Here is a 21,744-nt window from a genome sequence, read left to right on the forward strand (position 1 = left end):
CCCATGCGCCGTTCGAAAATCGTCTGTACTCTCGGCCCCGCGGTCGACTCCCACGAGCAGCTCGTCACGCTGATCGAAGCCGGCATGAACGTGGCCCGCTTCAACTTCAGCCACGGCACTCACGCCGAGCACCAGGGGCGGTACGACCGCCTGCGGGCCGCCGCCAAGGAGACCGGAAGGGCCATCGGTGTCCTCGCCGACCTCCAGGGCCCGAAGATCCGCCTGGAGACCTTCGCGGAGGGCCCCGTCGAGCTGGTGCGCGGTGACGAGTTCACCATCACCACCGAGGACGTGCCGGGCGACAGGACGATCTGCGGCACGACGTACAAGGGCCTGCCCGGCGACGTCACCAAGGGCGACCAGGTGCTCATCAACGACGGCAACGTCGAGCTGAAGGTCACCGAGGTCGAGGGCCCGCGGGTGAAGACGATCGTCATCGAGGGCGGCGTCATCTCCGACCACAAGGGCATCAACCTGCCCGGCGCCGCGGTCAACGTGCCCGCGCTGAGCGAGAAGGACGTGGAGGACCTCCGGTTCGCCCTCCGCATGGGCTGCGACCTGGTCGCCCTCTCCTTCGTCCGGGACGCCAAGGACGTCGACGACGTGCACCGCGTGATGGACGAGGAGGGCCGCCGCGTCCCCGTCATCGCCAAGGTGGAGAAGCCGCAGGCGGTGGAGAACATGGAGGGCGTCGTCGCGGCCTTCGACGCCGTCATGGTCGCCCGTGGCGACCTGGCCGTCGAGTACCCGCTCGAGAAGGTCCCCATGGTGCAGAAGCGCCTGATCGAGCTGTGCCGGCGCAACGCCAAGCCGGTGATCGTGGCGACCCAGATGATGGAGTCGATGATCACCAACTCCCGGCCGACCCGCGCCGAGGCCTCCGACGTGGCCAACGCGATCCTGGACGGCGCGGACGCGGTCATGCTGTCCGCGGAGTCGTCGGTGGGCGCGTACCCCATCGAGACGGTCAAGACGATGTCGAAGATCGTCACCGCCGCCGAGCAGGAGCTGCTCTCCAAGGGCCTCCAGCCGCTGGTGCCGGGCAAGAAGCCGCGCACGCAGGGCGGTTCGGTGGCCCGTGCCGCCGCCGAGATCGCCGACTTCCTGGGCGGCAAGGGCCTGGTGGCCTTCACCCAGTCCGGCGACACCGCCCGCCGCCTGTCCCGCTACCGCGCGGCCCAGCCCGTGCTCGCCTTCACCACCGACGAGTCGACCCGCAACCAGCTGGCGCTCAGCTGGGGCGTGGAGCCGCACGTGGTGCCGTTCGTGAACAGCACCGACGAGATGGTCGACCTGGTGGACCAGGAGACGGCCCGGCTCGGCCTGTTCAGCGACGGCGACATCGTCGTGATCACCGCCGGTTCGCCCCCCGGCGTCCCCGGCACCACCAACATGGTCCGCGTCCTGCACCTGGGCGAGACGCGGCGCGGCTGAGACAGCGCGCACGGCCTCCGTACGGCGCTGAGGGCGCCCCCTGCGAACAGGGGGCGCCCTCTGCGGTTCCGCGGCTCCCGAACGGGCTCGTGGGCGCGCTCAGCCGGTCACGTACTGGTGCAGGCCCGGGACGTGGAGCGTGCCGCCGAACTGACCGGCCTGGACGACCGTCACCTTGGTGAAGTAGATCAGCGGGATGTCCAGCGGCGGCGGGTTCTCCGGGTCGAAGGTGATCGGGATCAGCCCGAGCAGGTTGCCCGAGATGCTCTCGGTGTACATCACCGTCTCGCCGTCGCGGATCGTGGACGTCGAGCCCTCGGCCGCCTGGACGTGGTGCGTCTTGCCGGCCTGCTTGTCCTTGACCGTCTGGTGCAGGTCGCCGATGTCGGTGCCGTTGGATATGACGTACTTCAGCACCTTCTTGGTGGTGCCGTTGGCCGTCCTCACCTCGACGACGCCCTTGTAGGAGGCGCCCTTCAGCAGCAGCGAGCTGGCGTTGAGGTACCAGGGGTCGTCGGGCAGCGGCACCTTGTTGTCGACGCCGCCCTCGTCGTCGGTGGCGACGGGGCAGTCGTCGGCGTCCACACCGGCGCTCTCGGAGGCACTGGGCGTGGGTGAGGCGGCGGCCTCCTCCTTCGCCTTCTCGGCGGCCTCCTTGGCCTTCTCGGCCTCCTCCTTCGCCTTCTCGGCCGCCTCGTCCACCGACTTGCCGGTGTCCTCGGCCGCCTTCGACGCCGCGTCGGTCGCGCCCTCGACGGTGTCCTTCGCCGTGTCGGTGACCTTGTCGGTCGTGTCCTTCACGGTGTCGGAGGCGTCGTCGCCGGCCTCCTCGGACGCGGACGGGGTCTCGGAGGGGGTCGCCTCGGGGCTGGGGGTCTCCTCGGCCTTCTTGCCGCCGGTGAAGATGCCCTCTATGGCGTCGCCGATGCCGTCCAGCAGCCCGCCCTTGCCCTCCGACTCGGAGGGTGCGGGCGCCGGGGCGTCATCGCCGGCCGACTCCTCGCTCTGCGACGCGGAGGGGCTCGGGGCGGGCTGGGACTTGTCGTCCTTGCCGGCCTCGTCGCCCTGGCCGTCCTTGTCGTCGGAACCTGAATCCGACGAAGAGGACTCGCCCTTGTCCGCGCCCGAGTCCGAGGCGTCGGGCTCCCTCGTGTCGCCCTCGTCCTCCTTGTCGCCCTTCTCGTCGGTCTTCCCGTCCGTCGCCGAGGGCGACGGGGTGGGCGACGCGGACGTGTCCTTCTCGGCGTCCTCCAGGGCCGCCACGCAGTCCTTGTACTCGTCGGCCGTCAGGCTGTTGGAGGGGGGCGCCGCGTCGTTGCCGTCGGCGAGGGCGAGCGTCGGCGTGAACCCCATCCCCATGAGCACGGCCGTGGGCATCGCCGCGATGGCTATCGCCTTGCCGGCCGGCATGTGGAACCTGGTGAACAACGGCTTCTTGGGTGCCGCGTGGCGCGGCCCGGTTCTCGCACGGGACGACTCCACGTCAGTCCCGCGGGTCACCTCGTCAGCCGGCACTGTGCCTCCCGTTCGCCCCGTTGGCCGGGCTCGTTCCTGACAGATCGTGCGCCCCCAGTGCCTCGTAGGTCTGGGTGGGGCTCCCGTCCTCCGTGCCCTCCCGCTGCCGCGGCACCGCGGCGTCGGACGCCGTCGCGCCGGGGGCCGGGATGCCGGGAAGAGCGGTGCCGGGAACCGCGCCCTCGGGTGCGTCGCCGGTGCTCCTGCCGTCCACCGGCCGCTCGTCCTGCGGCGGTTCGCCCGGCACCCACGACACGGCCATGGCCCCGCCGACCAGCGCGAGCAGGAAGCCGATGAGGAAGCCGCCGAGGTTGGACACGGGAATGGAGACCAGGGCCAGCAGGATCGCCGCCACACCCGCGAAAACCCGGACGTGCTTCTGGAACCACAGGCTGATGCCCAGGACGACCAGCAGCACGCCGATGATCAGGGACCCGGAACCCGCGGTGGTGGCCATCGCAAGGGTCAGGTGACCGATCTGGAGGTTCGCGTACGGGAAGTAGGCGATCGGGATACCGCCGAGCGCGATGAACAGGCCGGCCCAGAACGGCCGCCCGCCTCGCCAGGCACGGAACTGCAGCCTCCGGCGGGTGAACTGGCCGGCTGCGGCAGGAGTCTCGGCGCTCATGGAAAACAGCTCCCTGGTACGGCTTTGCTGTGGTGGAGATGCGGTCCGCGCGCGAGGGCGCGGCCGGAGGGAGAGTGGACGGGCGGGGGCGCCACAGGCTCCCCCGCCCGTCAAGGGGTGCTTAGTAGCACTCCTTGACACCCTTGGACAGCGACATCTTCAGACCGCTGAGCTTGAAGGTTCCGGCGGTGGTCGCCCACGCCGTCTGCTTCACGTTCTTCAGCGTGGCCGAGTCTGCCTGCTGCGCGAATCCATTCGGGTTCGCGGTGTCGCCCTTCTTGATGCCGGGACCCTTGTTGGCGTCCTTGGCAGCCACACCGATGTCGATGCCGCGGAACGTGGCATCGGCCTCGAGGTTCTCGACGTCGATGTACAGGTTCTCGGCCTCGACCGCCTGCTTACCGCCGCCGGCCTTCAGCATCAGGCTGACGGAACCGATCAACGGGATGTCCGGGGTGACCACGGACTGGCACATGTTCTTGATCGACGCGGACTTGAACGCCGAGACCGCGACGGGGTGAGCCGTCTTCTCGCCCTTCAGCGTGTAACCCGAGTCGATCGCCCCGTACTGGGAGAAGCCCGTGCCGTCGAGCTGGTCCGCCGTCACCTTGAACGACTGGCCGGAAACGCTGAACGACGCGGCGAGAGCGCCCTGCGCGAGCGCGACGCCTATCGCAGCCGTGGCGGCAACGCTGGGCACCATCACCACAGCGAACCGCTTCCATCTGGTCCCGCCACGCACCTGGGACTCCATATTTCCTCCTTCTCGGACGTACATCTCCTGGCCTCGGCCGGCCGCCGGTTCGGCGGCCCGGTCTGGCAGGGATGGGAGAAGTGCTACGTCCTCGGGAAGGAGAGCGCCCGAACTCGACGACGCGTACCACGCGACCGAGACACCGGCGATCACCCCCGAGCGACAACCACTGGTCGCGCCTGACACGCATCACGCACAACCCTGCTGGACAGGCTTCGCCGGGTGAGCGAAGACCCCCCTGTCCAAGAGCCGGCTCCACTGCCGCCGGCCCTGCTCGGTGGGGACCCAGGAACCCCCGCGACCCGACTGGCTTTCGGGGTACGGGAATGGACCGAGCGTCGCCGATCGTGGTGCATTCTCGCCGCCGACACAAGGGGGTTCGTTACTCGCTAGTAACGGCCGGATAACCACGGGGCGACGCACCGGGCCCGGACGGCGACGCTGGGTGTGCCACAGGGGCGGAACAAAACAATTGATCGATGGACAGAGTCCGACAGATCGACGCCGCTGGCTTACTGGCAGTAACAGCGGCCGCGATTGCCAAGTTTTGGCAAAGCGCGGCCGCATTGACGCCTGGTCGACAGCTCCTTCACACCGGCAACACTCCGGTGGACACCTCTAGAAGAGGGCGCGAGCCAGTGCCCTGCGGGCCGCGGTGACCCGCGGATCGTCGGCGCCGACCACCTCGAACAGCTCCAGCAGCCGCACACGTACGGCGTTGCGGTCGTCGCCGGCCGTGACCCGCACCGCGTCGATGAGACGGCCGAAGGCGTCCTCCACGTGACCGCCCACCAGGTCCAGGTCGGCGGCGGCGATCTGCGCCTCGGCGTCGCCGGGCTTGTCGGCCGCCTCCTGGCGGACCTTCTGCGGGTCGGCGTTCTGCACCCGCTGGAGCAACTCGGCCTGCGCGAGACCGAGTTTGGCCTCGGTGTTGCCCGGGTCCTCGGCCAGCACGTTCCTGTACGACTGGACGGCACCGCCCAGGTCGCCCGCGTCCAGCGCCTGCACGGCGGCCTCGAGTGCCGCGTCGTGCGGTCCCGCGGGGCGCTCCTCGGCGGCGGGCCGCTCGGCACCCGGCTCGGCCTCGGGGTCGACGACGAGACCGGTCAGACCGAAGCGCTCCTCGGCGACCTGCACCAACTGGTCCAGGGTCTGGCGGATCTGCGCCTCGCCCGCGGCACCCTGGAAGAGCGGCAGCGCCTGCCCGGCCACGACCGCGAACACGGCCGGGATGCCCTGGACGCCGAACTGCTGCATCAGCATCTGGTTGGCGTCGACATCGATCTTGGCGAGGAGGAAACGCCCGCCGTACTCGACGGCGAGCCGTTCGAGGACCGGGCTGAGCTGCTTGCAGGGCTCGCACCACTCGGCCCAGAAGTCGATGACGACCGGGACCTCGGTGGACCGCTGCAGGACATCGCTCTCGAAACCGGCCTCGTCGACGTCGATGACGAGGTCGGCCGGCGAGACCGCCCCCGTCCCGCCGTGCCGGGCGGCCTCGGCGCGAGCCTGCTCCGCCTTCGTCTTGGCCTCCTGGGCCGCCTTCACCGCGGCGAGGTCGACGACCCCGCTCATGGACATGTTCCGTGGCTGCATGGGCCTATCCTCCCCCGTACCGCGCGCGCGTGTGAAAAGCGGGTCGAAAGCCCGCCCGGATGTGTGCTGTTCGGCGCCGGGTCCCCACCCCACGCCCGTGGTTGTCGCTGGGGCACGGGCGTACCCGTGCTTTCGCTACGAGTCGTAGCGTAATACCGGGAGGGGCCGTCGGAACACCCCGCCCCGGTGATCTCCCTCACGGCCACACGGAACCCGCCGATGGTGGCCGGGCATCTATGGTCGGGGAATGCAGAGCAGCACCCACGCCGGCCGTGCCGGGCGCCCGCGCAGTGCCGCGGCGGACACCGCGATCCTGGCCGCGACGCGGGAGGCCCTGGTCGACCTGGGCTGGTCCAGACTCACCCTCGGAGACGTCGCGGGCCGGGCCGGGGTTGCCAAGACGACGCTCTACCGCCGCTGGGCGGGCAAGAACGAGCTGGTGGTCGACGCGGTGGCCGAGCTGTTCGACGAGCTACGGCTCCCCGACCGCGGCTCACTGGCCGCCGACATCGAGGGCGTGGTGCTCCAGTTCGCGGCGATCCTGGCCCGTCCGGAGGCCAAGAGCGGCCTGATGGCGGTGGTCGCCGAGTCGACCCGGGACGACGCGCTGCGCGAGCGCATCCGCACGTCGATCGTGGAACGCCAGAAGCGCCTGGTCCTGGAGGGCAGGGCGCGCGCCCAGGCCCGCGGCGAGCTGCCCGCCGAGACCGACCCGGCCGAGGCCGCCCGCACCGCCGACCTCATCTTCGACGTGGTCGCGGGCGCGGTGGTGCACCGCACCCTGGTCAGCGCGGAACCGGCGGACGGCGACTGGGTACGGGGCTTCACACAGGTCCTGCTGTGGGGGCTCGCCGGTGCCCCGGCAGACTCGCGGGCATAGACCGCACACTCAGAGCCCCGGCTCGAAGATGCGTGAGCCGTTGAGGCCGACGAGGTCGGGGATCCGGTCGGCGGCCTTGACCATACGCAGCACCAACAAGCTCCACTGAAGAGCCCGGATCTGCGATTTCTCGTCCGCCGGCCGCCGCGAATACGACCGCATGCGCCAACGGGGCCAGGCACAGAACGGATCTTGTCGGCCAAGAGTCAGAAAACTGCGGAACAATCAACTGGCGCAACCCCGAAGGCTCTCATTAGCCAGGGCCTACCAACGCGCCGCAGCTGTCTGACAATCCGGGGGCGACTAACGGCGGGCGAGATCTCAGAAAGAGCTATAGAACTCCCAAAGTTGATCAAAGTATGGCATATTGCTCTGCACATGCCAGAGGCGCAAGGCCTCGGCTAGGGGAGGTAACAGCATGAAGATTCAGAAGAGCGCAATCCGAGCACTCGTCACCGGTGCCTGCGCAATCGGCCTAGCCGTCGGCCTGCAAGGGCAGGCTTGGGCAGGGTCGGTGACCATCTACGCTTCCAACGGCGGGGGGAGCGGCACCTGGAACGCGGATCCCTCCGGCTCCATCCCTGGCGACTCCATCAGAGCCTGTGACACCAAGTCGGACGGCTGGGCAGTCGAGACCTCTCTCGACTACAACTACGACGGCGTTATCGACAGACGCGTCAACACCAACGGCCACACTGCCGGGTACTGCACCCCTTGGAAGACTGGCGACCTTACCGAGGGCAAGACCGTCCGCATGTACGTCGTCCCGGTCAAGTCCAACGGCAGCAACGGAAGCGCGACATACATCGACGTCGTCGCTTGATGGACCTCATAGGATGATGTGGCGGCCCCGCAAACCTGCAATTCGGGGCCGCCAAACGCAGGTGGCTGGTCGGTGAAGCAGGTCTGACCTGCCACCGCGAACAACGCTTGGTCCACAACCGACGTCTTCGCGCGCTACGACCAGTGAGGAGTCCAGACTGTTCGATCAGTCCTCCGGCCGAAGCCGCTGCCGAGCCGCCTCAAGCCGCTGGTCGCAGTCAGGCGCGAACAGCCCAGGAGGCGCCTTCTTGAGCGTTCCGGCAATCCGATGGATCGGCGCCCAGACCGCCGGGTCGTCGACAACGCGGTTGAGGTCCGTCATCTGGAGCTTCTCGAGCCAGTGCGACAGCACCAGTGCCGCATCACTCGTGAGCTTGATCGTCACCTGAGTATCACTCATGCACACCCCTACGGCTCAGCCCGCCCTTGACCGCATGAACCTATTGGCCTTGGACCTTGACCAAACACACCGGCCGTCTCCCTCCCCGATGAGTGCCGGTGGGGCAAACCGGCTCGGCCATGCGTGCAGCTCAGCCTCCGACCGGCTTCCAGAAAGCGCGCTGTTCGCGCTGCGAGTCGCCCCCCAGACAGAGCGGTATCGCACACGCGCTCGTGACCACCGCGAGGGGTATGTAGAGACTGTCCGGTACGGGCTGCCTGCCGCCGACGGTGATGGGCGATCAATCAAGGGGAGATCCCCCTCCCGAGGGCAACTGTCACCAGTGTGGGCGCGAGCAAGGACCAGGTGACGGTTGAACCGAAGATTCCATTGCCGTCGGTGAGTACCGAGAGTGGTGCCACTTCCCGACCGAAGCGCAGGAATTCGGCAAGTGCAGTGGTTGCCGGTGGCTACTACCCTCAGACGGGCACCGACCCGAGCCACCGTACCCATGAACCCGACACCGCGAGGTCCTTGGCACCCATGATTCAGCTGCAGCCGAGAGGCTCCAGGCTGGCCCGCTGCAAGTGCCGAGCAAGATCCGATAGGAGTACGGGACGTCGCGGGGGCTGCTGCCCGGAGCTTGAAGGTTGGCCCACCCTCCCTGAAGGGTGGGCCACCACTGCGTTCGGGGTCGTGGCTCGAAGGAGTGATTCAAGCCAGCCAGCTTTGGGTGTCCGCGACTCGCTGGGCAAGTGTTTCGACTGAACCTCGCCCACCAACAGACGAGTTGCGCGCAGCCAACGAGCCGGGCGAGGGCATGACAATCGGTCAGCCTACGGCGGAACCCTTGATCGCGCGGCTGAAAGTCCCTCAGGATCTTGACCTTGTGCAAGGTTCGATTCCTTATGTGCATGAAATGAATGGGGTGGGGGAGTGCTGGCGTCTGTGTCCAGACGTGTGCGGGTGTTGGTCGTGCTGGTGGTGCTGTCCGTAGTTGCGGGCGGCGGCTGGCTCGTCAAGGTCTCGGGCGGCGAAGGCGATAGAGGCGTCGAGGCCTACACCTACGGGGGGCCGCAGCCGGTTGCGCATCAGGAGCCGGTAACACCGCAGCAACGGCGTGAGCAGACGAGGGGCAAGGCGAAGCCTGTCAAGCCTCATGCGCTGCCGACGACGAGGAGCAAGCCGGCTACGACAGACCAGATCAGGCTACTGAAGGCGAATGAGCAGAAGCTGCGTGCCGCAGGCCCCAAGACGCCCGCAACGCCTCCCTCCTCCGCCCACCATGTCAGCCAGGCCTCGCTCTCGACCACCAGTGAGGCTGCGGCCGCTGCTTCGTACAACAGCGGTGCCCTGTACCAGGTGAGTACGGACCCATTCGGGAACGCGGCGGCCCAGCAGGGTGGCTGGCTCTCGGTGCTGGGCAACCACATCGGCGCGGCTGTGCCGGGCGAGCCGCTTCAGGTGAAGGCTGCGATCTGGCAGTCCGGTGGCGCCGATGACGAGGTGCATCCGGTGAAGGTGCGCTGGAAGGTGGACTACTACGGCTGCCGCCTGAACAGCGACGACGTGCAGTGGTTCGATTTCGGGCAGACCGTCCAGGCACCCACCCTGAATACCGACAAGGTGTTCCCCGAGGTCAACGCGACCTTCACCGTGCCGACGACTGAGTGCACGAAGCCGGTCCCGAGCTACACCGTCTGGGCCTGCACGACCGTCACTGACGACCCCACGGACACCGAGTCCTGCGGCTCTTACAACATGTTCTACATCGTGCCGTCTCTGCCGGACGGCGCCGCATGTGCTGCAGTGTGCGGCGACGCCAGCGACGCGACCGGCACGACCGTGATGCGCGCCGACCCGGTCAACACCGCCACAGGTGCGTTCACCGAGGCCTACACCGACGCCCAGGTCCCGGCACCGGGAGTGCCGTTCTCGGTGGAACGTGTCTACTCCTCCGACGACAACACCTCCACGGGCGCCCTGGGCAAGGGCTGGCAGCTCCCGTGGGAGACACGCCTGCAGATCGCCTCCGACGGCAACGCCGTCCTGATCGGTGAAGGCGGGACCCGGCACAACTACACCAAGGCATCGGGGGGCAAGTTCACCGCTCCCGCACAGGCACGTTCCACGCTGGCCACCGACGGCACCGGCTACAAGCTGACCACCGCCGACCACGCCACCTACAGCTTCAGCGGCACCGGCCAACTGACGGAGCTGAAGGACCGCACCGGCCGGGGCCTCACCCTGGCGTACACCAGTGGCAAGCCCACGGCGATCACGGACGCGGCCGGCCGCAAGGCGATCCTTGCGTACGCCGGCGACCGGCTGGACAAGGTGACGCTCGCGGACGGCCGGATCGTCGACTACAGCTACACCGGCGACCGGCTGACCGGCGTGGCCGCGCTGGACGGCGAGACAGAAACGTACGGGTACGACACCGCGGGGCGCGTCAACAAGGTCACCGACGCCCGCGGCAAGCAGATCACCTTCAACGTCTACGACGCACAGGGCCGGGTGACCACCCAGACCGACGCCCTTGAGCACGAGACCACGTTCTCCTACACCAAGAACGGGGCCTTCGACCAGGTCGATGTCACCGCGCCGGACGGCGGCGTGTGGACGGACGTCTATTACAAGAACGTCCTGTTCACGCAGATCGACCCGCTCAACGGCAAGAGCTACTACCGCTACGACAAGTTCTTCAACCGCACCAGCACCGTCGACGCGGAGATCCGGGAGACCCAGTACGACTACGACACGTCGGGCAGGCTGACGGGCCGTTCCAACTCCGCCGCAAGCGAGTCGTGGGCGTATGACGCCAACGGAAACGTGAAGACGTACGAGGGCGGCGAGTACGACGAGTACAGCTTCGGCTACAACGCAGCGAACCAGGTCGCCACGGCCGAGGACCCGTTGGGCAAGGTCACGTCATACGGCTACGACGCCGCCACCGGCCTGCTGGAAACGGTCACGACGCCGAGCGGCAAGACCACGTCCTACGATTACGACACCGACGGCAACCTGACCACGGTCACCACGCCGAAGGGCAATAAGGCCACCTACACCTACTTCCCGTCCGGGCAGGTGAAGACGGTCGTCGACCCGCGCGGCAACGTCGGCGGCGCGGACCCGGCAAAGTACACGACCGCTTACACCTACGACGCCGCCAACCGCATCAAGACCGTCACCGACGCCCGCGGCAACACCACGGCCTTCGACTATGACGAGGTCGGCAACCTCAGCACGGTCACCGACGCCGCAGAGCGCACCACCACCTACGGCTACAACGACGCCGACCGGCTGACCACGGTTACCGACCCCGCACAGAAGAAGACCGTCCTGGGCTATGACCCGGCCGGCCGCCTGGCCAAGGAGACCAACCGCCGCGGCGCGACCGTCACCTACGGGTACGACAAGGCCGGCAACCAGACCCAGGTCATCTCCGCCCGGGGCAACGCCACCGGTGCGGACGCGAAGCAGTACACGTGGACGTTCGGCTACGACAAGGTCGGCAACCGCAAGACCGTCACCGACCCCCAGGGCAAGACCACAGCGTTTACCTGGGACGCCGAGAACCGTCCGCTGTCGGTCACCGACCCGCTCAGCCACACCCGCAGCGTCACCTACGACGACAACGGCAACGTCGAGAAGACCACCGATGGCCTCGGCCACGGCATGACGCTCGCCTACGACGACGCCGGACGCCTGGAAACCTCCAAGACGTGGGCCGGCTACGTCACCCGCTACGAGTACAACGACGACGGTCACCTCTCGGCCGAGGTCTCTCCGGAGGCCGAGCGGACCACCTACGGCTACAACGACGACGGGCAGCTCGCAACGCTCGTCGACCCGCGCGGCAACGTCACCGGCGCCGACCCGGCCAAGTACACCTGGTCCTTCCGCTACGACCCGGCCGGCCGCCCGGCCTCCGTCACCGACCCGCTTGGCCACCAGCGCACCGTCAGCCATGACGCGGTCGGCAACGTCGCGACGGTCACCGACGCCCGCGATAAGCAGACCGTCTACGAGTACGACGAGCTCAACCGTCCCAAGAAGGTCACCGCACCGGACAAGGGCGCCACCACTTTCACCTACGACGCCGCCGGCTTCCTTCAGACCAGCACCGACGCCAACACCCACACCAGCACCTACGGCTACAACGCCGAAGGCCAGCTGACGTCAGTCAAGAACCCGCTCGGCAAGACCGTCTCCTACGAATACGACCTCGACGGCAACCGCACCAAGCACACCAACGCCCGCGCGCAGACGATCACCACCACTGCCGACGCCCGCAACCTGCCGACAAAGGTCAGCTACTCCGACGGCACCCCGGCACAGACCTACGTCTACGACGACGCGAGCCGCATCAAGCAGGTCACGGACGCCACCGGCACCCGCAACCTGACCTACGACAACGACGACAAGATCGAGACGATCAGCGCGCCGGGTGCGAGCAAGCCGTTCACCTACCGCTGGAACACCGACGACACCCTCAAGTCACGCGCCTACCCCGACGGCCGCACCACCAGCTACACCTACGACAAGACCGGCCGGACCAAGACCCAGACGACCAACAGCAAGGCCGTCTCCTACGCCTACGACAAGGCCGGCAACCTCGCCACCGTCACCCTGCCCACCACCACGGCCCGCGCCGAGACCCGCACCTACGACGAAGCCGGCCGCCTGGCCTCACTGACCACCCCGACCCTCGCCAACACCTTCACCTACGACGACAACAACCGTTTGATCGCCGAGACGCCCGCCACCGGCAAGGCGACCCGCTACGCCTACGACGACGCGGGCCGCATGACCCGCACCTGCACCGACACCGCGGCCACCTCCTGCCTGACCGGAATCACGGGCAGCACCTACACCTACGACAAGGTCGGCAACCTCAAGACCGCCGCCGAAGCCGGCAAGTCCACCACGTACGGGTACGACGCCGGCGACCAGCTGTCCGCGACCACCACCGGCTCGGCCACCACCAGCTACACCTACGACGCCGACGGCAACCAGACCAAGGACGACGACGGTACCTACACATACGACCCCGCCGGCCGCCTCAAAACCGCCACCATCGGCACCAGCAACTACGCCTTCACCCACGACGCCGACGGCAACCGCACCAGCGTCAAGAAGAACAACACCCTCGCCGGTACCTCGCTGTGGGACATCAACAACGCCCTGCCGCAGATAGCCACCGACACCAACGCTTCAGGCGCCGCCGTCGCGGACTACCACTACGACCCCGATGGCACGGCCCGCTCCATGGACCGCACCGCCGGCACCTACTACTTCACCCAGGACCGCCAGAACTCCGTCAGTACCGTCTACGACGCCGCTGGCAAGGACAACTACCGCTACACCTACAGCCCCTGGGGCCAGCCAACCGGCAAGGCCACCATCACCGGCGGCCAGACCAGCCCCTACGGCTACACCGGCCAGTACACAGACCCCTACCTCCCCGACCGCCTCCAGCTCCGCGCCCGCTCCTACGATGCTGAACAGCGGCGCTTCACCACACAAGACCCGATCTCGGCAGCCGCGGACAACCCCAACCAGTCGTCGTACAACTACGCCGAGAACGACCCGGCCAACCTCTCCGACCCCACCGGCCAGTGCCCGATGTGCATCGGCGCCGGCATCGGAGCCGTCCTCAGCGGCAGCGTCTACGCCCTCACCCACCGCGACGACTTCGACTGGGGCGACTTCGCCGCCTCCACCGCACAAGGCGCAGCTGTCGGAGCAGTCGGAGGCTTCCTCGCTCCCGCCGGCACCGCCCTCGCCACCCAGCTCGGCCTCCAAGGCGGACGAGCCCTCGGTGTCGCCGTCGTCACCGACGCAGCCATCGGTGCGGGCCTCACCTGGGCCATCAACACAGCCCTGTGCCAGCCCACCACACCAACAGACCTCCTCATCGGGGCCGCCACCGGCGGACTCAACGCCCTGGTGGGGCCGGCGTGGAGGGCACTGAAGGGAAAGTTCTTCGGCCCGAAGTCGCCCGGTCTGACCCTCGACCTCCCTCAGCAGCCGTCAATTCGGGGACACACGGGTGCGAGGAAGCCTGCCCCTGCAGTAGAGGTGTACGACGCCCCGCAAGGGTGGACGCATGATGGGCAACTTGCCCAAGCAGAAGCCATGGTCGACGACTTCGCAGTAAACAACTACACCAGCCGGACGAATTCACGTACGTACGTAGGCGGATATAACACCGAAACGGGGCAGATAGCACTCGCGTCGTCAGGTGGATACCCCAACTGGTACGGCTACTGCGCCGAAGGCAACGTATGCTTTGCCCTGGGCGGCGACGCATCGAAGATCATCTTCACCAACGCCAAAACGGTGGAGAAGGTGAACGGAGTCAAAACTGCCCGACCAAAAGATGTATGCGTGGGCTGCCAGCGTGATTACGATCCCTCTCAGTTCATTCCAGGGGCGAAAGCTGAGCCAGGTGGCCGCTGGGAAGGGTTGCGTTAGAGTGCAAGAATTCGACATGTTGGCCATTGAGATCACATTGCACAAGTGGTCCGAAATGGCTTGCGGGTGTGGCCAGAGCGCCAGTCACATTCCGACGGATTTCCAAAATGCTCTGCGGAATCCCCCGCCTGACCGAACGGGAAAGGGATGGGCTGAAGGGCATGCATATGTCCAGTCCAATTTGATGCAGCCGGCTGTGGCCACCGCGTCCATGGTCATGGCGGCTCTGGCAGGCGGAGATCATGACGAACATCGACGTCAGCTTTTCATCGTCTTGGCCACATTGGTCAACGGAGAACAGGATGACGTTGCGGACAGGTGCCTTGATGTGACCAAGAGAGGCTCTTGGGTTCTCTACGAAGAAATCGCATCAGGTCGAAACATCGACTCCGCCTCGTACGCCTTTGAGATCTTGGCACTGATTGACGACGAGGCGGTTCGGCTTCAGGCATTTCGTCGAATCGCTGCGGCCAACTTGTCCCCTGACCTTTGGTGACTAATACTCACTCCGATTGGACGTTGCCTCCGTCGAGTCGGCCATGCCCAGCCGTCCGGCGATCTGGACCGGGTCCCGTTGCTGCTTTCCAGCCCAGGTGCACGATCTTGCGGACCTGTGGCTGCGGGACCCGGGCCGGGATCCGGTAAGGCCCCTCGGCACCGTCCTGGCTCACTGCAAAGCGGTAGGTCAGGACATGTCGTAGCGCTCGGGCGAGCGGCTATCGCTCGTCCACGATCAGACGCGCCAGGCGGGAACGTGTCACAGGGACTCGGAGCAGCGTTCAGCGTGCGAAACGAAGGCCTTCTGACGGAGAGGTTCTGAGCGCGTCGAAAGTCTGCAGCTATCCGAATTCGAGCAGCCCTGCTTTCGCTGCGAACTCAGGCCTGCGGAATTAGGTGGGCGTTCTTTCCGACTTTCGAGCGCCTTTCCGGGCACCGCCCAGATCCTCCACCACGATTGCCACCACGCTCACGCACCTCCGAACCACCAGATCGCTAGAACCCCGCCGGCTCCGTGTACACCCCCCACTCGTCCCGCAGCACGCCGCAGATCTCCCCGAGCGTCGCCTCCGCGCGCACCGCGTCCAGCATCGGCCCGATCATGTTGGCCCCGGACCGGGCGGCGCCCAGCATCGCCTCCAGGGCGCTGCGCACCGCCGCGTCGTCCCGGCGGGCCTTGCGCTCGCCGAGCACCCGCACCTGCTCCCGCTCCACCTCGTGGCTGACCCGCAGGATCTCCAGGTCACCCGTGACGGAACCGGTGTGCACGTTGACGCCGACGACCTTCTTCTCGTCCTTCTCCAGCGCCTGCTGGTACCGGAAGGCGGACTCGGCGATCTCGCCGGTGAACCACCCGTCCTCGATGCCCCGCAGGATGCCGGAGGTGATCGGCCCGATGGGGTGCTGCCCGTCCGGGTGCGCCCTGAGCCCCCGCTCCTTGATCTGCTCGAAGATCTTCTCGGCGTCGGCCTCGATCCGGTCCGTCAACTGCTCGATGAACCAGGAACCGCCCAGCGGGTCGGCGACGTTGGCGACGCCGGTCTCCTCCATCAGCACCTGCTGCGTGCGCAGGGCGATCTCGGCGGCCTGCTCACTGGGCAGGGCGAGGGTCTCGTCGAGCGCGTTGGTGTGCAGGGAGTTGGTGCCGCCGAGCACCGCCGCGAGCGCCTCCACGGCCGTACGCACCACGTTGTTGTACGGCTGCTGGGCGGTCAGCGAGACACCGGCGGTCTGGGTGTGGAAGCGCAGCCACTGCGCCTTGTCGGTCTTCGCGCCGTACACGTCCCGCATCCAGCGGGCCCAGATGCGCCGGGCCGCGCGGAACTTGGCGATCTCCTCGAAGAAGTCGAGGTGCGCGTCGAAGAAGAAGGAGAGGCCGGGGGCGAAGACGTCGACGTCCAGCCCGCGCGACAGCCCCAGCTCCACGTACCCGAAGCCGTCCGCCAGGGTGTACGCCAGCTCCTGCGCCGCCGTCGCCCCGGCCTCGCGGATGTGGTACCCGGAGACGGAGAGCGGCTTGTAGGCAGGGATGCCGGCCGCGCAGTGCTCCATCAGGTCACCGATGAGGCGCAGGTGCGGCTCCGGCTGGAAGAGCCACTCCTTCTGCGCGATGTACTCCTTGAAGATGTCGGTCTGGAGCGTGCCGTTGAGGACGGACGCGTCCACGCCCTGCCGTTCGGCGGCGACCAGGTACATGCAGAACGCGGGCACGGCGGGCCCGCTGATCGTCATGGAGGTCGTCACGTCGCCGAGCGGGATGTCCTTGAAGAGGACCTCCATGTCGGCGGCCGAGTCGATGGCCACCCCGCAGTGCCCGACCTCGCCGAGCGAGCGCGGGTCGTCGGAGTCGCGGCCCATCAGCGTCGGCATGTCGAAGGCGACGGAGAGCCCGCCTCCGCCGTTGCGGAGGATCATCTTGTAGCGCTCGTTGGTCTGCTCGGCGTTGCCGAACCCGGCGAACTGCCGGATGGTCCATGTACGCCCCCGGTAGCCGGTCGCGTGCAGGCCCCGGGTGAAGGGGTACTCCCCCGGCCAGCCGATCCGCTCGAACCCCTCGTACTCGTCCCCGGGCCGGGGCCCGTAGACCGGCTCCACCGGGTCGCCGGAGAGCGTGGTGAAGTCCGCGTCGCGCTTGCGCGCCGCGTCGTACCGGGCCTGCCAGCGAAGGCGGCCTTCCTCTATGGCGTGAGCGTCCATGCTCCCAATTTACTAGGACGTCCAAGTAAATGTCGATGGGAGACCGCCGCACGGGTGTCCGCGCGGCGGTGGGCTCAGGCCTTGGCGGCCACCGGCTCGGCCCCGGCGACCTTGGCGTCCAGCTCCCGGCTGATCCGGCGCTCCACGAAGAAGGCGGCCGTCGGAACGGTCCCGGCGAGCAGCACCCAGAGCTGCTTCTTCACCGGCCACTTCGCCTTGGACCCCAGGTCGAAGGCGAAGATGAGGTAGACGACGTACAGCCAGCCGTGGGCGATGCTGACGACCTGGGTGAAGTCCGCGGCGCCGTCCATCTTCAGGGCGTACTTGGCGATCATGCCAAGGCACAGCGCGATCAACAGCACACCGGTGACGTACGCCATGACCCGGTAGCGGGTCAGCACGCTCTTTTTCATGCGTCCGAGCGTAACCGCCCGTTTCGCGCGATCTTCGGGCGGCCCCGGCGACTCGCCCGGACCGTGTCCCGGAACCTCGCCCCGGACCCTCGTCCCGGACCCCGCCTCAGTCCTCGGCGAAGTCCCCGGCGGCGACCCGCAGCGGGCGGAGCATCGCGAAGATCTCGCCGCACTCCTCGGCGTCGTACGCGCCCAGGCCGAAGTCCATCGCCATGAGGTCACGGGTGGCGGACTCGACCACCTCGCGGCCCCGGCCGGTGATGGAGGCCAGGGTGCCCCGGCCGTCGTTGGGGTTGGGGCGCTTGTCCACCAGGCCGGACCTCACCAGCCGGTCGACGGTGTTCGTCACGGACGTGGGGTGCACCATCAGGCGCTCACCGATCTTGGACATCGGCAGTTCGCCCGACTGGGAGAAGGTGAGCAGCACCAGCGCCTCGTAGCGCGCGAAGGTCAGCCCGTACGGCTTGACCACGGCGTCGACCTCGGCCAGCAGGATCTGGTGGGCCCGCATGATCGAGGTGATCGCGGACATCGAGGGCACGCCGCCCCAGCGCTGCTTCCAGAGTTCGTCGGCACGGGCGATGGGGTCGAAGGAGAGACTGAGGGGCTTGGACACGGCACCAGACCTTACCGGCCGGTCATATGCCGGTCAGCCCCGTCTCGCTCTTCGATACCACCGCCCGCGGCGGACGGCTACTCGGCGAGGTGCCGCTCCACCGTGTCGACCTTCGACGTGAGGCCGTCCGTCACGCCGGGGCGGATGTCCGCCTTGAGGACCAGGGATACGCGCGGCGCCCGCGCCTCGACGGCCGCGACGGCGCGCCGGACCACGTCCATGACCTCGTCCCACTCGCCCTCGACGGAGGTGAACATCGCGTCGGTGCGGTTCGGCAGCCCCGACTCGCGGACCACCCGGACGGCGTCGGCGACGTACTCCCCGACGTCCTCGCCGACGCCGAGCGGCGTCACGGAGAAGGCGACGATCATGCGCCGACGATCCCTTCCTGGCGGGCGCGGGAGGCGATGACCGCGCTCTCGGCCTCACGCTTGAGCATGCGCTCCGCGAAGAAGCCGCCGGTGGGCAGGACGGAGAGGACGAAGTAGAGGGCGGCGGTCTTCAGCGGCCACTTGGCGCGGTTCCAGGCGTCCGCCCAGAAGAGCACGTAGAGGACGAAGAGGATGCCGTGGACCGCGCCCATCACGGGCACCGCGTTGAAGTCGGTGGTCCGCTTCAGCACCGAGCAGACGAGCAGGAGCAGGAAGGAGATCGCCTCGGGGCCCGAGACCAGGCGGAGGCGGCGGAGGGCGGAGGCGGTCTTGAGGTCCACGGGTCACCTTCGGTGGGAGAGGAGTCGGTACTCGGGCGCACCGCCGGGCGGCGGTTTGTGAACGCACGCACAAGCGCACGGCCATTGTGGCAAACCCCCCGACGCGCCCGAGTGAGGGGGTCGATCCCTGTCGGCGCACCCGCCCGGCGGGCTACCTTCACATTTGTGGCGATGTTCCGACTTCAAGGAAGCAAGGTACTCGCCGTCGACATGACCGGAGACGCCGTGAAGGCGAAGAACGGCTCGATGGTCGCGTACGACGGGGAGATGGCCTTCAGGAAGCTGAGCGGTGGCGGTGAGGGCATCCGGGGGATGGTGACCCGGCGGATCACCGGCGAGCAGATGACGGTGATGGAGGTGAGGGGGCAGGGCACCTGCTGGTTCGCGGACCGGGCCTCGGAGATCAACCTCGTGGGTCTCCAGGGCGACAAGCTGTACGTCGAGTCGAGCAATTTCCTGGCGGCGGACGCCGGACTGCGCACCGGCACCAGCTTCACGGGGACGCGCGGCGCCTCACAGGGCAACGGGCTGTTCACCACGACCGTCGAGGGGCACGGGCAGGTGGCGATCATGTCGGACGGCCCGGCGGTGGCGCTGCGGGTCAGCGCGCAGTACCCGCTGACCGTCGACCCGGGGGCGTACGTGGCGCACCAGGGGAACCTGCGGCAGTCCTTCCAGTCGGGTGTGACCTTCCGCACCCTGCTCGGGGAGGGCGGCGGCGAGGCGTTCCAGATCCGCTTCGAGGGCGACGGACTGGTGTACGTGCAGCCGAGCGAGCGGAACACGATCGCGGGGGATGTCTGACGATGGCCTTCCAGGAGATCAACCACAAGATGGTGCAGGCCACCGTGGCGCCCGGGCAGCGGCTGTTCAGTCAGCGCGGTGCCATGCTCGCGTACCGGGGCGAGGTGTCCTTCACCCCCAATCTGCGGGGCGGCCAGGGCGGCGTCATGTCGATGATCGGCCGCCGGGTGGCGAACGAGGACACCCCGCTGATGACCGTGGAGGGCAGCGGCACGGTCCTCTTCGGGCACGGCGGTCACCACGTCCAGGTGATCAACCTCGCCGGCGACACCCTGTACGTCGAGGCGGACCGCCTCCTCGCCTTCGAGGGCACCCTGGAGCAGGGCACGGTGTTCCTGGGCTCCCAGGGCGGCGTCATGGGCATGGTGCGCGGGCAGGTCAGCGGGCAGGGGCTGTTCACCACGACGCTGAAGGGCCACGGCTCGGTCGCGGTGATGGCCCACGGCGGCGTCTTCGAGGTCCCGATCACCCCGCAGCGGCCGGTGCGCGTCGACCCCCAGGCGTACGTCGCCCACCACGGCGACGTGCGCAACAAGCTGTCCACCGCCATGGGCTGGCGGGACATGGTGGGGCGCGGCTCGGGCGAGGCGTTCCAGCTGGAGCTGAGCGGCAGCGGCACGGTGTTCGTCCAGGCGTCGGAGGAGAAGCTGTGAGCACGGTCCACCACGACCCGTCGACCCTGCCGGCCGACGACAACGTGAACGCGTACACCTTCTGCGTGGAGCTGAAGGGCGGTCAGTGGTTCCTTCAGAAGGGGAAGATGATCGCCTACTACGGGACGATCGATTTCAACGGCGTCGGGCACGGCCGGCTGGACCGTCTGGTGCGTACGTCGTTCCATTCGCCACTGCACGCGAGCGACTGGGTCGTGGCCGAGGGTTCGGGCAAGATGCTCCTCGCCGACCGGGCCTTCGACGTGAATTCGTACGACCTCGAGGACGGCAACCTGACCATTCGCTCCGGCAACCTGCTCGCTTTTCAGCCAAGTCTCGCGCTGAAGCAGTCGATCGTGCCGGGTTTTCTGACGCTGATCGGAACCGGAAAGTTCGTGGCCGCGTCGAACGGTCCGGTGGTGTTCATGGAACCGCCGATCCGGGTCGACCCGCAGGCCCTGGTCGGCTGGGCCGACTGCCCGTCCCCGTGCCACCACTACGACCACGGGTACATGACCGGCCTGATGGGCGGCCTACGTGCGATGACGGGGCTCGGCGGGGCCTCCGGAGAGGAGCACCAGTTCGAGTTCGTGGGAGCGGGGACGGTGCTCCTCCAGTCGAGCGAGGCGCTGATGGCGGAGCAGGCCACGGGAGCTCCGCCGCAGCAGGCGGGGGTGCCCGGCGGCGGGCCGACGGGAGCGCATGGAGGGCGTTCCGGGGTACCGGGGCTTCCCGGACAGCTGGGGGACCTCCAGCGCCGCTTCGGGCTGTGAGCGGTAATCTGCGGAGTGTGACATCGAACGCGTGCGCACCGTCACCGTCACGGAAAACCCCTCACTAGTTCGCCTTTCAACTTTTTAGGTAGACTTCATTCATGGAGACCGAGACGGCCACCCGCTGGCTGACCGATACGGAGCAGTGTGCTTGGCGCACCCACCTGGAGGTCAACAGGCTGTTGACGCACCAGCTAGAGAAGGACCTGCAGCCGTTCGGCCTGACAATGAACGACTACGAGATCCTGGTGAACCTCTCCGAGTCGGAGGGCGACCGCATGCGGATGAGCGACCTGGCCACCGCCACGATGCAGTCCAAGAGCCGCCTCTCCCACCAGATCACCCGCATGGAGAACGCGGACCTGGTGCGCAGGGAGAACTGCGAGTCCGACCGCCGCGGCCTCTACGCCGTCCTCACCGAGCACGGCTTGGAGACGATGCGGAAGGTCGCGCCGCACCACGTGGCCTCCGTCCGCAGGCATTTCATCGATTTGCTGGCCCCCGAGACCCTGACCGAACTGGACAAGGCACTCAAACCCATCGCGGAGCACCTGCGCGGACAGCGCGGACGTTCCTGATCCAGGCCCTGAT

General features: G+C 67.8%; 19 protein-coding genes. 9 read left to right on the forward strand and 10 right to left on the reverse strand.

From position 1 onward, the window contains the following. Positions 1 to 3 precede the first annotated feature (3 nt). Positions 4 to 1,434: a pyruvate kinase gene (pyk, locus tag ACZ67M_RS11700; protein ID WP_234960925.1), complete on the forward strand. Its 1,431-nt coding sequence runs from the start codon at positions 4 to 6 to the stop codon at positions 1,432 to 1,434. A 99-nt stretch (positions 1,435 to 1,533) separates the two neighbouring features. Here the strand turns inward: pyk and ACZ67M_RS11705 are convergent, their stop codons facing one another. From ACZ67M_RS11705 to ACZ67M_RS11720, 4 genes are all read right to left on the reverse strand, one after another. Beyond that, on the reverse strand, positions 1,534 to 2,949 hold the full coding sequence (locus ACZ67M_RS11705; RefSeq protein WP_469850740.1) for a hypothetical protein: 1,416 nt from the start codon (positions 2,947 to 2,949) through the stop codon (positions 1,534 to 1,536). Next, positions 2,939 to 3,577 carry a DUF6114 domain-containing protein gene (locus tag ACZ67M_RS11710; protein WP_376304444.1) on the reverse strand — a complete coding sequence of 213 codons (639 nt, stop codon included), beginning with the start codon at positions 3,575 to 3,577 and terminating at the stop codon, positions 2,939 to 2,941. Before ACZ67M_RS11710 ends, ACZ67M_RS11705 begins: the two co-directional genes overlap by 11 nt. 121 nt (positions 3,578 to 3,698) lie before the next feature. Continuing rightward, the gene (locus ACZ67M_RS11715) at positions 3,699 to 4,331 is read right to left on the reverse strand and encodes a DUF6230 family protein (RefSeq protein ID WP_352158034.1); all 633 of its coding nucleotides are present in this window, start codon (positions 4,329 to 4,331) and stop codon (positions 3,699 to 3,701) included. Between the two features lie 618 nt (positions 4,332 to 4,949). After that, positions 4,950 to 5,927, reverse strand: coding sequence for a tetratricopeptide repeat protein (locus ACZ67M_RS11720; protein WP_361351505.1), 978 nt, complete (start codon positions 5,925 to 5,927; stop codon positions 4,950 to 4,952). A gap of 247 nt (positions 5,928 to 6,174) precedes the next feature. Here ACZ67M_RS11720 and ACZ67M_RS11725 point away from each other — a divergent pair, with 247 nt between their 5' ends. Together ACZ67M_RS11725 and ACZ67M_RS11730 are read left to right on the forward strand one after the other, a co-directional pair. Beyond that, positions 6,175 to 6,807: a TetR/AcrR family transcriptional regulator gene (locus tag ACZ67M_RS11725; protein ID WP_469850742.1), complete on the forward strand. Its 633-nt coding sequence runs from the start codon at positions 6,175 to 6,177 to the stop codon at positions 6,805 to 6,807. A gap of 418 nt (positions 6,808 to 7,225) precedes the next feature. Then, positions 7,226 to 7,630 carry a hypothetical protein gene (locus ACZ67M_RS11730; RefSeq protein WP_469850743.1) on the forward strand — a complete coding sequence of 135 codons (405 nt, stop codon included), beginning with the start codon at positions 7,226 to 7,228 and terminating at the stop codon, positions 7,628 to 7,630. Positions 7,631 to 7,795: 165 nt separating this feature from the next. Here the strand turns inward: ACZ67M_RS11730 and ACZ67M_RS11735 are convergent, their stop codons facing one another. After that, positions 7,796 to 8,029, reverse strand: coding sequence for a hypothetical protein (locus tag ACZ67M_RS11735; protein WP_469850744.1), 234 nt, complete (start codon positions 8,027 to 8,029; stop codon positions 7,796 to 7,798). A 954-nt stretch (positions 8,030 to 8,983) separates the two neighbouring features. On the opposite strand from ACZ67M_RS11735, the gene ACZ67M_RS11740 reads away from it, so the two are divergent. Beyond that, positions 8,984 to 14,488, forward strand: a complete 5,505-nt coding sequence (locus tag ACZ67M_RS11740; RefSeq protein ID WP_469850745.1) for a DUF6531 domain-containing protein — start codon at positions 8,984 to 8,986, stop codon at positions 14,486 to 14,488. Between the two features lie 196 nt (positions 14,489 to 14,684). After that, positions 14,685 to 14,984, forward strand: a complete 300-nt coding sequence (locus ACZ67M_RS11745; RefSeq protein ID WP_469850746.1) for a hypothetical protein — start codon at positions 14,685 to 14,687, stop codon at positions 14,982 to 14,984. 497 nt (positions 14,985 to 15,481) lie between these two features. Here the strand turns inward: ACZ67M_RS11745 and ACZ67M_RS11750 are convergent, their stop codons facing one another. The 5 genes from ACZ67M_RS11750 to ACZ67M_RS11770 form a co-directional block, all read right to left on the reverse strand. After that, positions 15,482 to 17,182, reverse strand: a complete 1,701-nt coding sequence (locus ACZ67M_RS11750; RefSeq protein ID WP_125493326.1) for an acyl-CoA mutase large subunit family protein — start codon at positions 17,180 to 17,182, stop codon at positions 15,482 to 15,484. Between the two features lie 74 nt (positions 17,183 to 17,256). After that, on the reverse strand, positions 17,257 to 17,595 hold the full coding sequence (locus ACZ67M_RS11755; RefSeq protein WP_163015798.1) for a DUF3817 domain-containing protein: 339 nt from the start codon (positions 17,593 to 17,595) through the stop codon (positions 17,257 to 17,259). Positions 17,596 to 17,701: 106 nt separating this feature from the next. Next, positions 17,702 to 18,211 carry a MarR family winged helix-turn-helix transcriptional regulator gene (locus ACZ67M_RS11760; protein WP_361351511.1) on the reverse strand — a complete coding sequence of 170 codons (510 nt, stop codon included), beginning with the start codon at positions 18,209 to 18,211 and terminating at the stop codon, positions 17,702 to 17,704. 77 nt (positions 18,212 to 18,288) lie between these two features. After that, positions 18,289 to 18,582: an MTH1187 family thiamine-binding protein gene (locus ACZ67M_RS11765; protein ID WP_114529225.1), complete on the reverse strand. Its 294-nt coding sequence runs from the start codon at positions 18,580 to 18,582 to the stop codon at positions 18,289 to 18,291. Then, positions 18,579 to 18,923 carry a DUF3817 domain-containing protein gene (locus ACZ67M_RS11770; RefSeq protein WP_307015159.1) on the reverse strand — a complete coding sequence of 115 codons (345 nt, stop codon included), beginning with the start codon at positions 18,921 to 18,923 and terminating at the stop codon, positions 18,579 to 18,581. The genes ACZ67M_RS11765 and ACZ67M_RS11770 overlap by 4 nt, the downstream gene beginning before the upstream one ends. Positions 18,924 to 19,094: 171 nt before the next feature. Between ACZ67M_RS11770 and ACZ67M_RS11775 the strand changes: the two genes are divergently transcribed. The 4 genes from ACZ67M_RS11775 to ACZ67M_RS11790 all read left to right on the forward strand — a co-directional run bounded on the left by ACZ67M_RS11775 (position 19,095) and on the right by ACZ67M_RS11790 (position 21,731). Then, positions 19,095 to 19,727, forward strand: a complete 633-nt coding sequence (locus tag ACZ67M_RS11775) for an AIM24 family protein (RefSeq protein ID WP_469850748.1) — start codon at positions 19,095 to 19,097, stop codon at positions 19,725 to 19,727. 2 nt (positions 19,728 to 19,729) lie between these two features. Further along, positions 19,730 to 20,380 (forward strand): AIM24 family protein, encoded by a 651-nt coding sequence (locus ACZ67M_RS11780; protein WP_122616282.1) that lies wholly within the window; start codon positions 19,730 to 19,732, stop codon positions 20,378 to 20,380. Beyond that, entirely contained in the window at positions 20,377 to 21,153 is a 777-nt protein-coding gene (locus tag ACZ67M_RS11785) for an AIM24 family protein (protein WP_361351515.1), read from the forward strand. The genes ACZ67M_RS11780 and ACZ67M_RS11785 overlap by 4 nt, the downstream gene beginning before the upstream one ends. A 101-nt stretch (positions 21,154 to 21,254) precedes the next feature. Continuing rightward, positions 21,255 to 21,731, forward strand: a complete 477-nt coding sequence (locus ACZ67M_RS11790; protein WP_125493318.1) for a MarR family winged helix-turn-helix transcriptional regulator — start codon at positions 21,255 to 21,257, stop codon at positions 21,729 to 21,731. Positions 21,732 to 21,744 lie beyond the last annotated feature (13 nt).

Source organism: Streptomyces sp. NPDC107500 (genome assembly GCF_055582785.1).

Bases quoted from the DNA above. Each gene is read 5' to 3' on its own strand.
- pyk (WP_234960925.1), top strand. From the start codon at position 4: ATGCGCCGTTCGAAAATCGTCTGTACTCTCGGCCCCGCGGTCGACTCC.
- ACZ67M_RS11710 (WP_376304444.1), bottom strand. From the start codon at position 3,577: ATGAGCGCCGAGACTCCTGCCGCAGCCGGCCAGTTCACCCGCCGGAGG.
- ACZ67M_RS11715 (WP_352158034.1), bottom strand. From the start codon at position 4,331: ATGGAGTCCCAGGTGCGTGGCGGGACCAGATGGAAGCGGTTCGCTGTG.
- ACZ67M_RS11720 (WP_361351505.1), bottom strand. From the start codon at position 5,927: ATGCAGCCACGGAACATGTCCATGAGCGGGGTCGTCGACCTCGCCGCG.
- ACZ67M_RS11725 (WP_469850742.1), top strand. From the start codon at position 6,175: ATGCAGAGCAGCACCCACGCCGGCCGTGCCGGGCGCCCGCGCAGTGCC.
- ACZ67M_RS11730 (WP_469850743.1), top strand. From the start codon at position 7,226: ATGAAGATTCAGAAGAGCGCAATCCGAGCACTCGTCACCGGTGCCTGC.
- ACZ67M_RS11735 (WP_469850744.1), bottom strand. From the start codon at position 8,029: ATGAGTGATACTCAGGTGACGATCAAGCTCACGAGTGATGCGGCACTG.
- ACZ67M_RS11750 (WP_125493326.1), bottom strand. From the start codon at position 17,182: ATGGACGCTCACGCCATAGAGGAAGGCCGCCTTCGCTGGCAGGCCCGG.
- ACZ67M_RS11755 (WP_163015798.1), bottom strand. From the start codon at position 17,595: ATGAAAAAGAGCGTGCTGACCCGCTACCGGGTCATGGCGTACGTCACC.
- ACZ67M_RS11765 (WP_114529225.1), bottom strand. From the start codon at position 18,582: ATGATCGTCGCCTTCTCCGTGACGCCGCTCGGCGTCGGCGAGGACGTC.
- ACZ67M_RS11775 (WP_469850748.1), top strand. From the start codon at position 19,095: ATGTTCCGACTTCAAGGAAGCAAGGTACTCGCCGTCGACATGACCGGA.
- ACZ67M_RS11780 (WP_122616282.1), top strand. From the start codon at position 19,730: ATGGCCTTCCAGGAGATCAACCACAAGATGGTGCAGGCCACCGTGGCG.
- ACZ67M_RS11790 (WP_125493318.1), top strand. From the start codon at position 21,255: ATGGAGACCGAGACGGCCACCCGCTGGCTGACCGATACGGAGCAGTGT.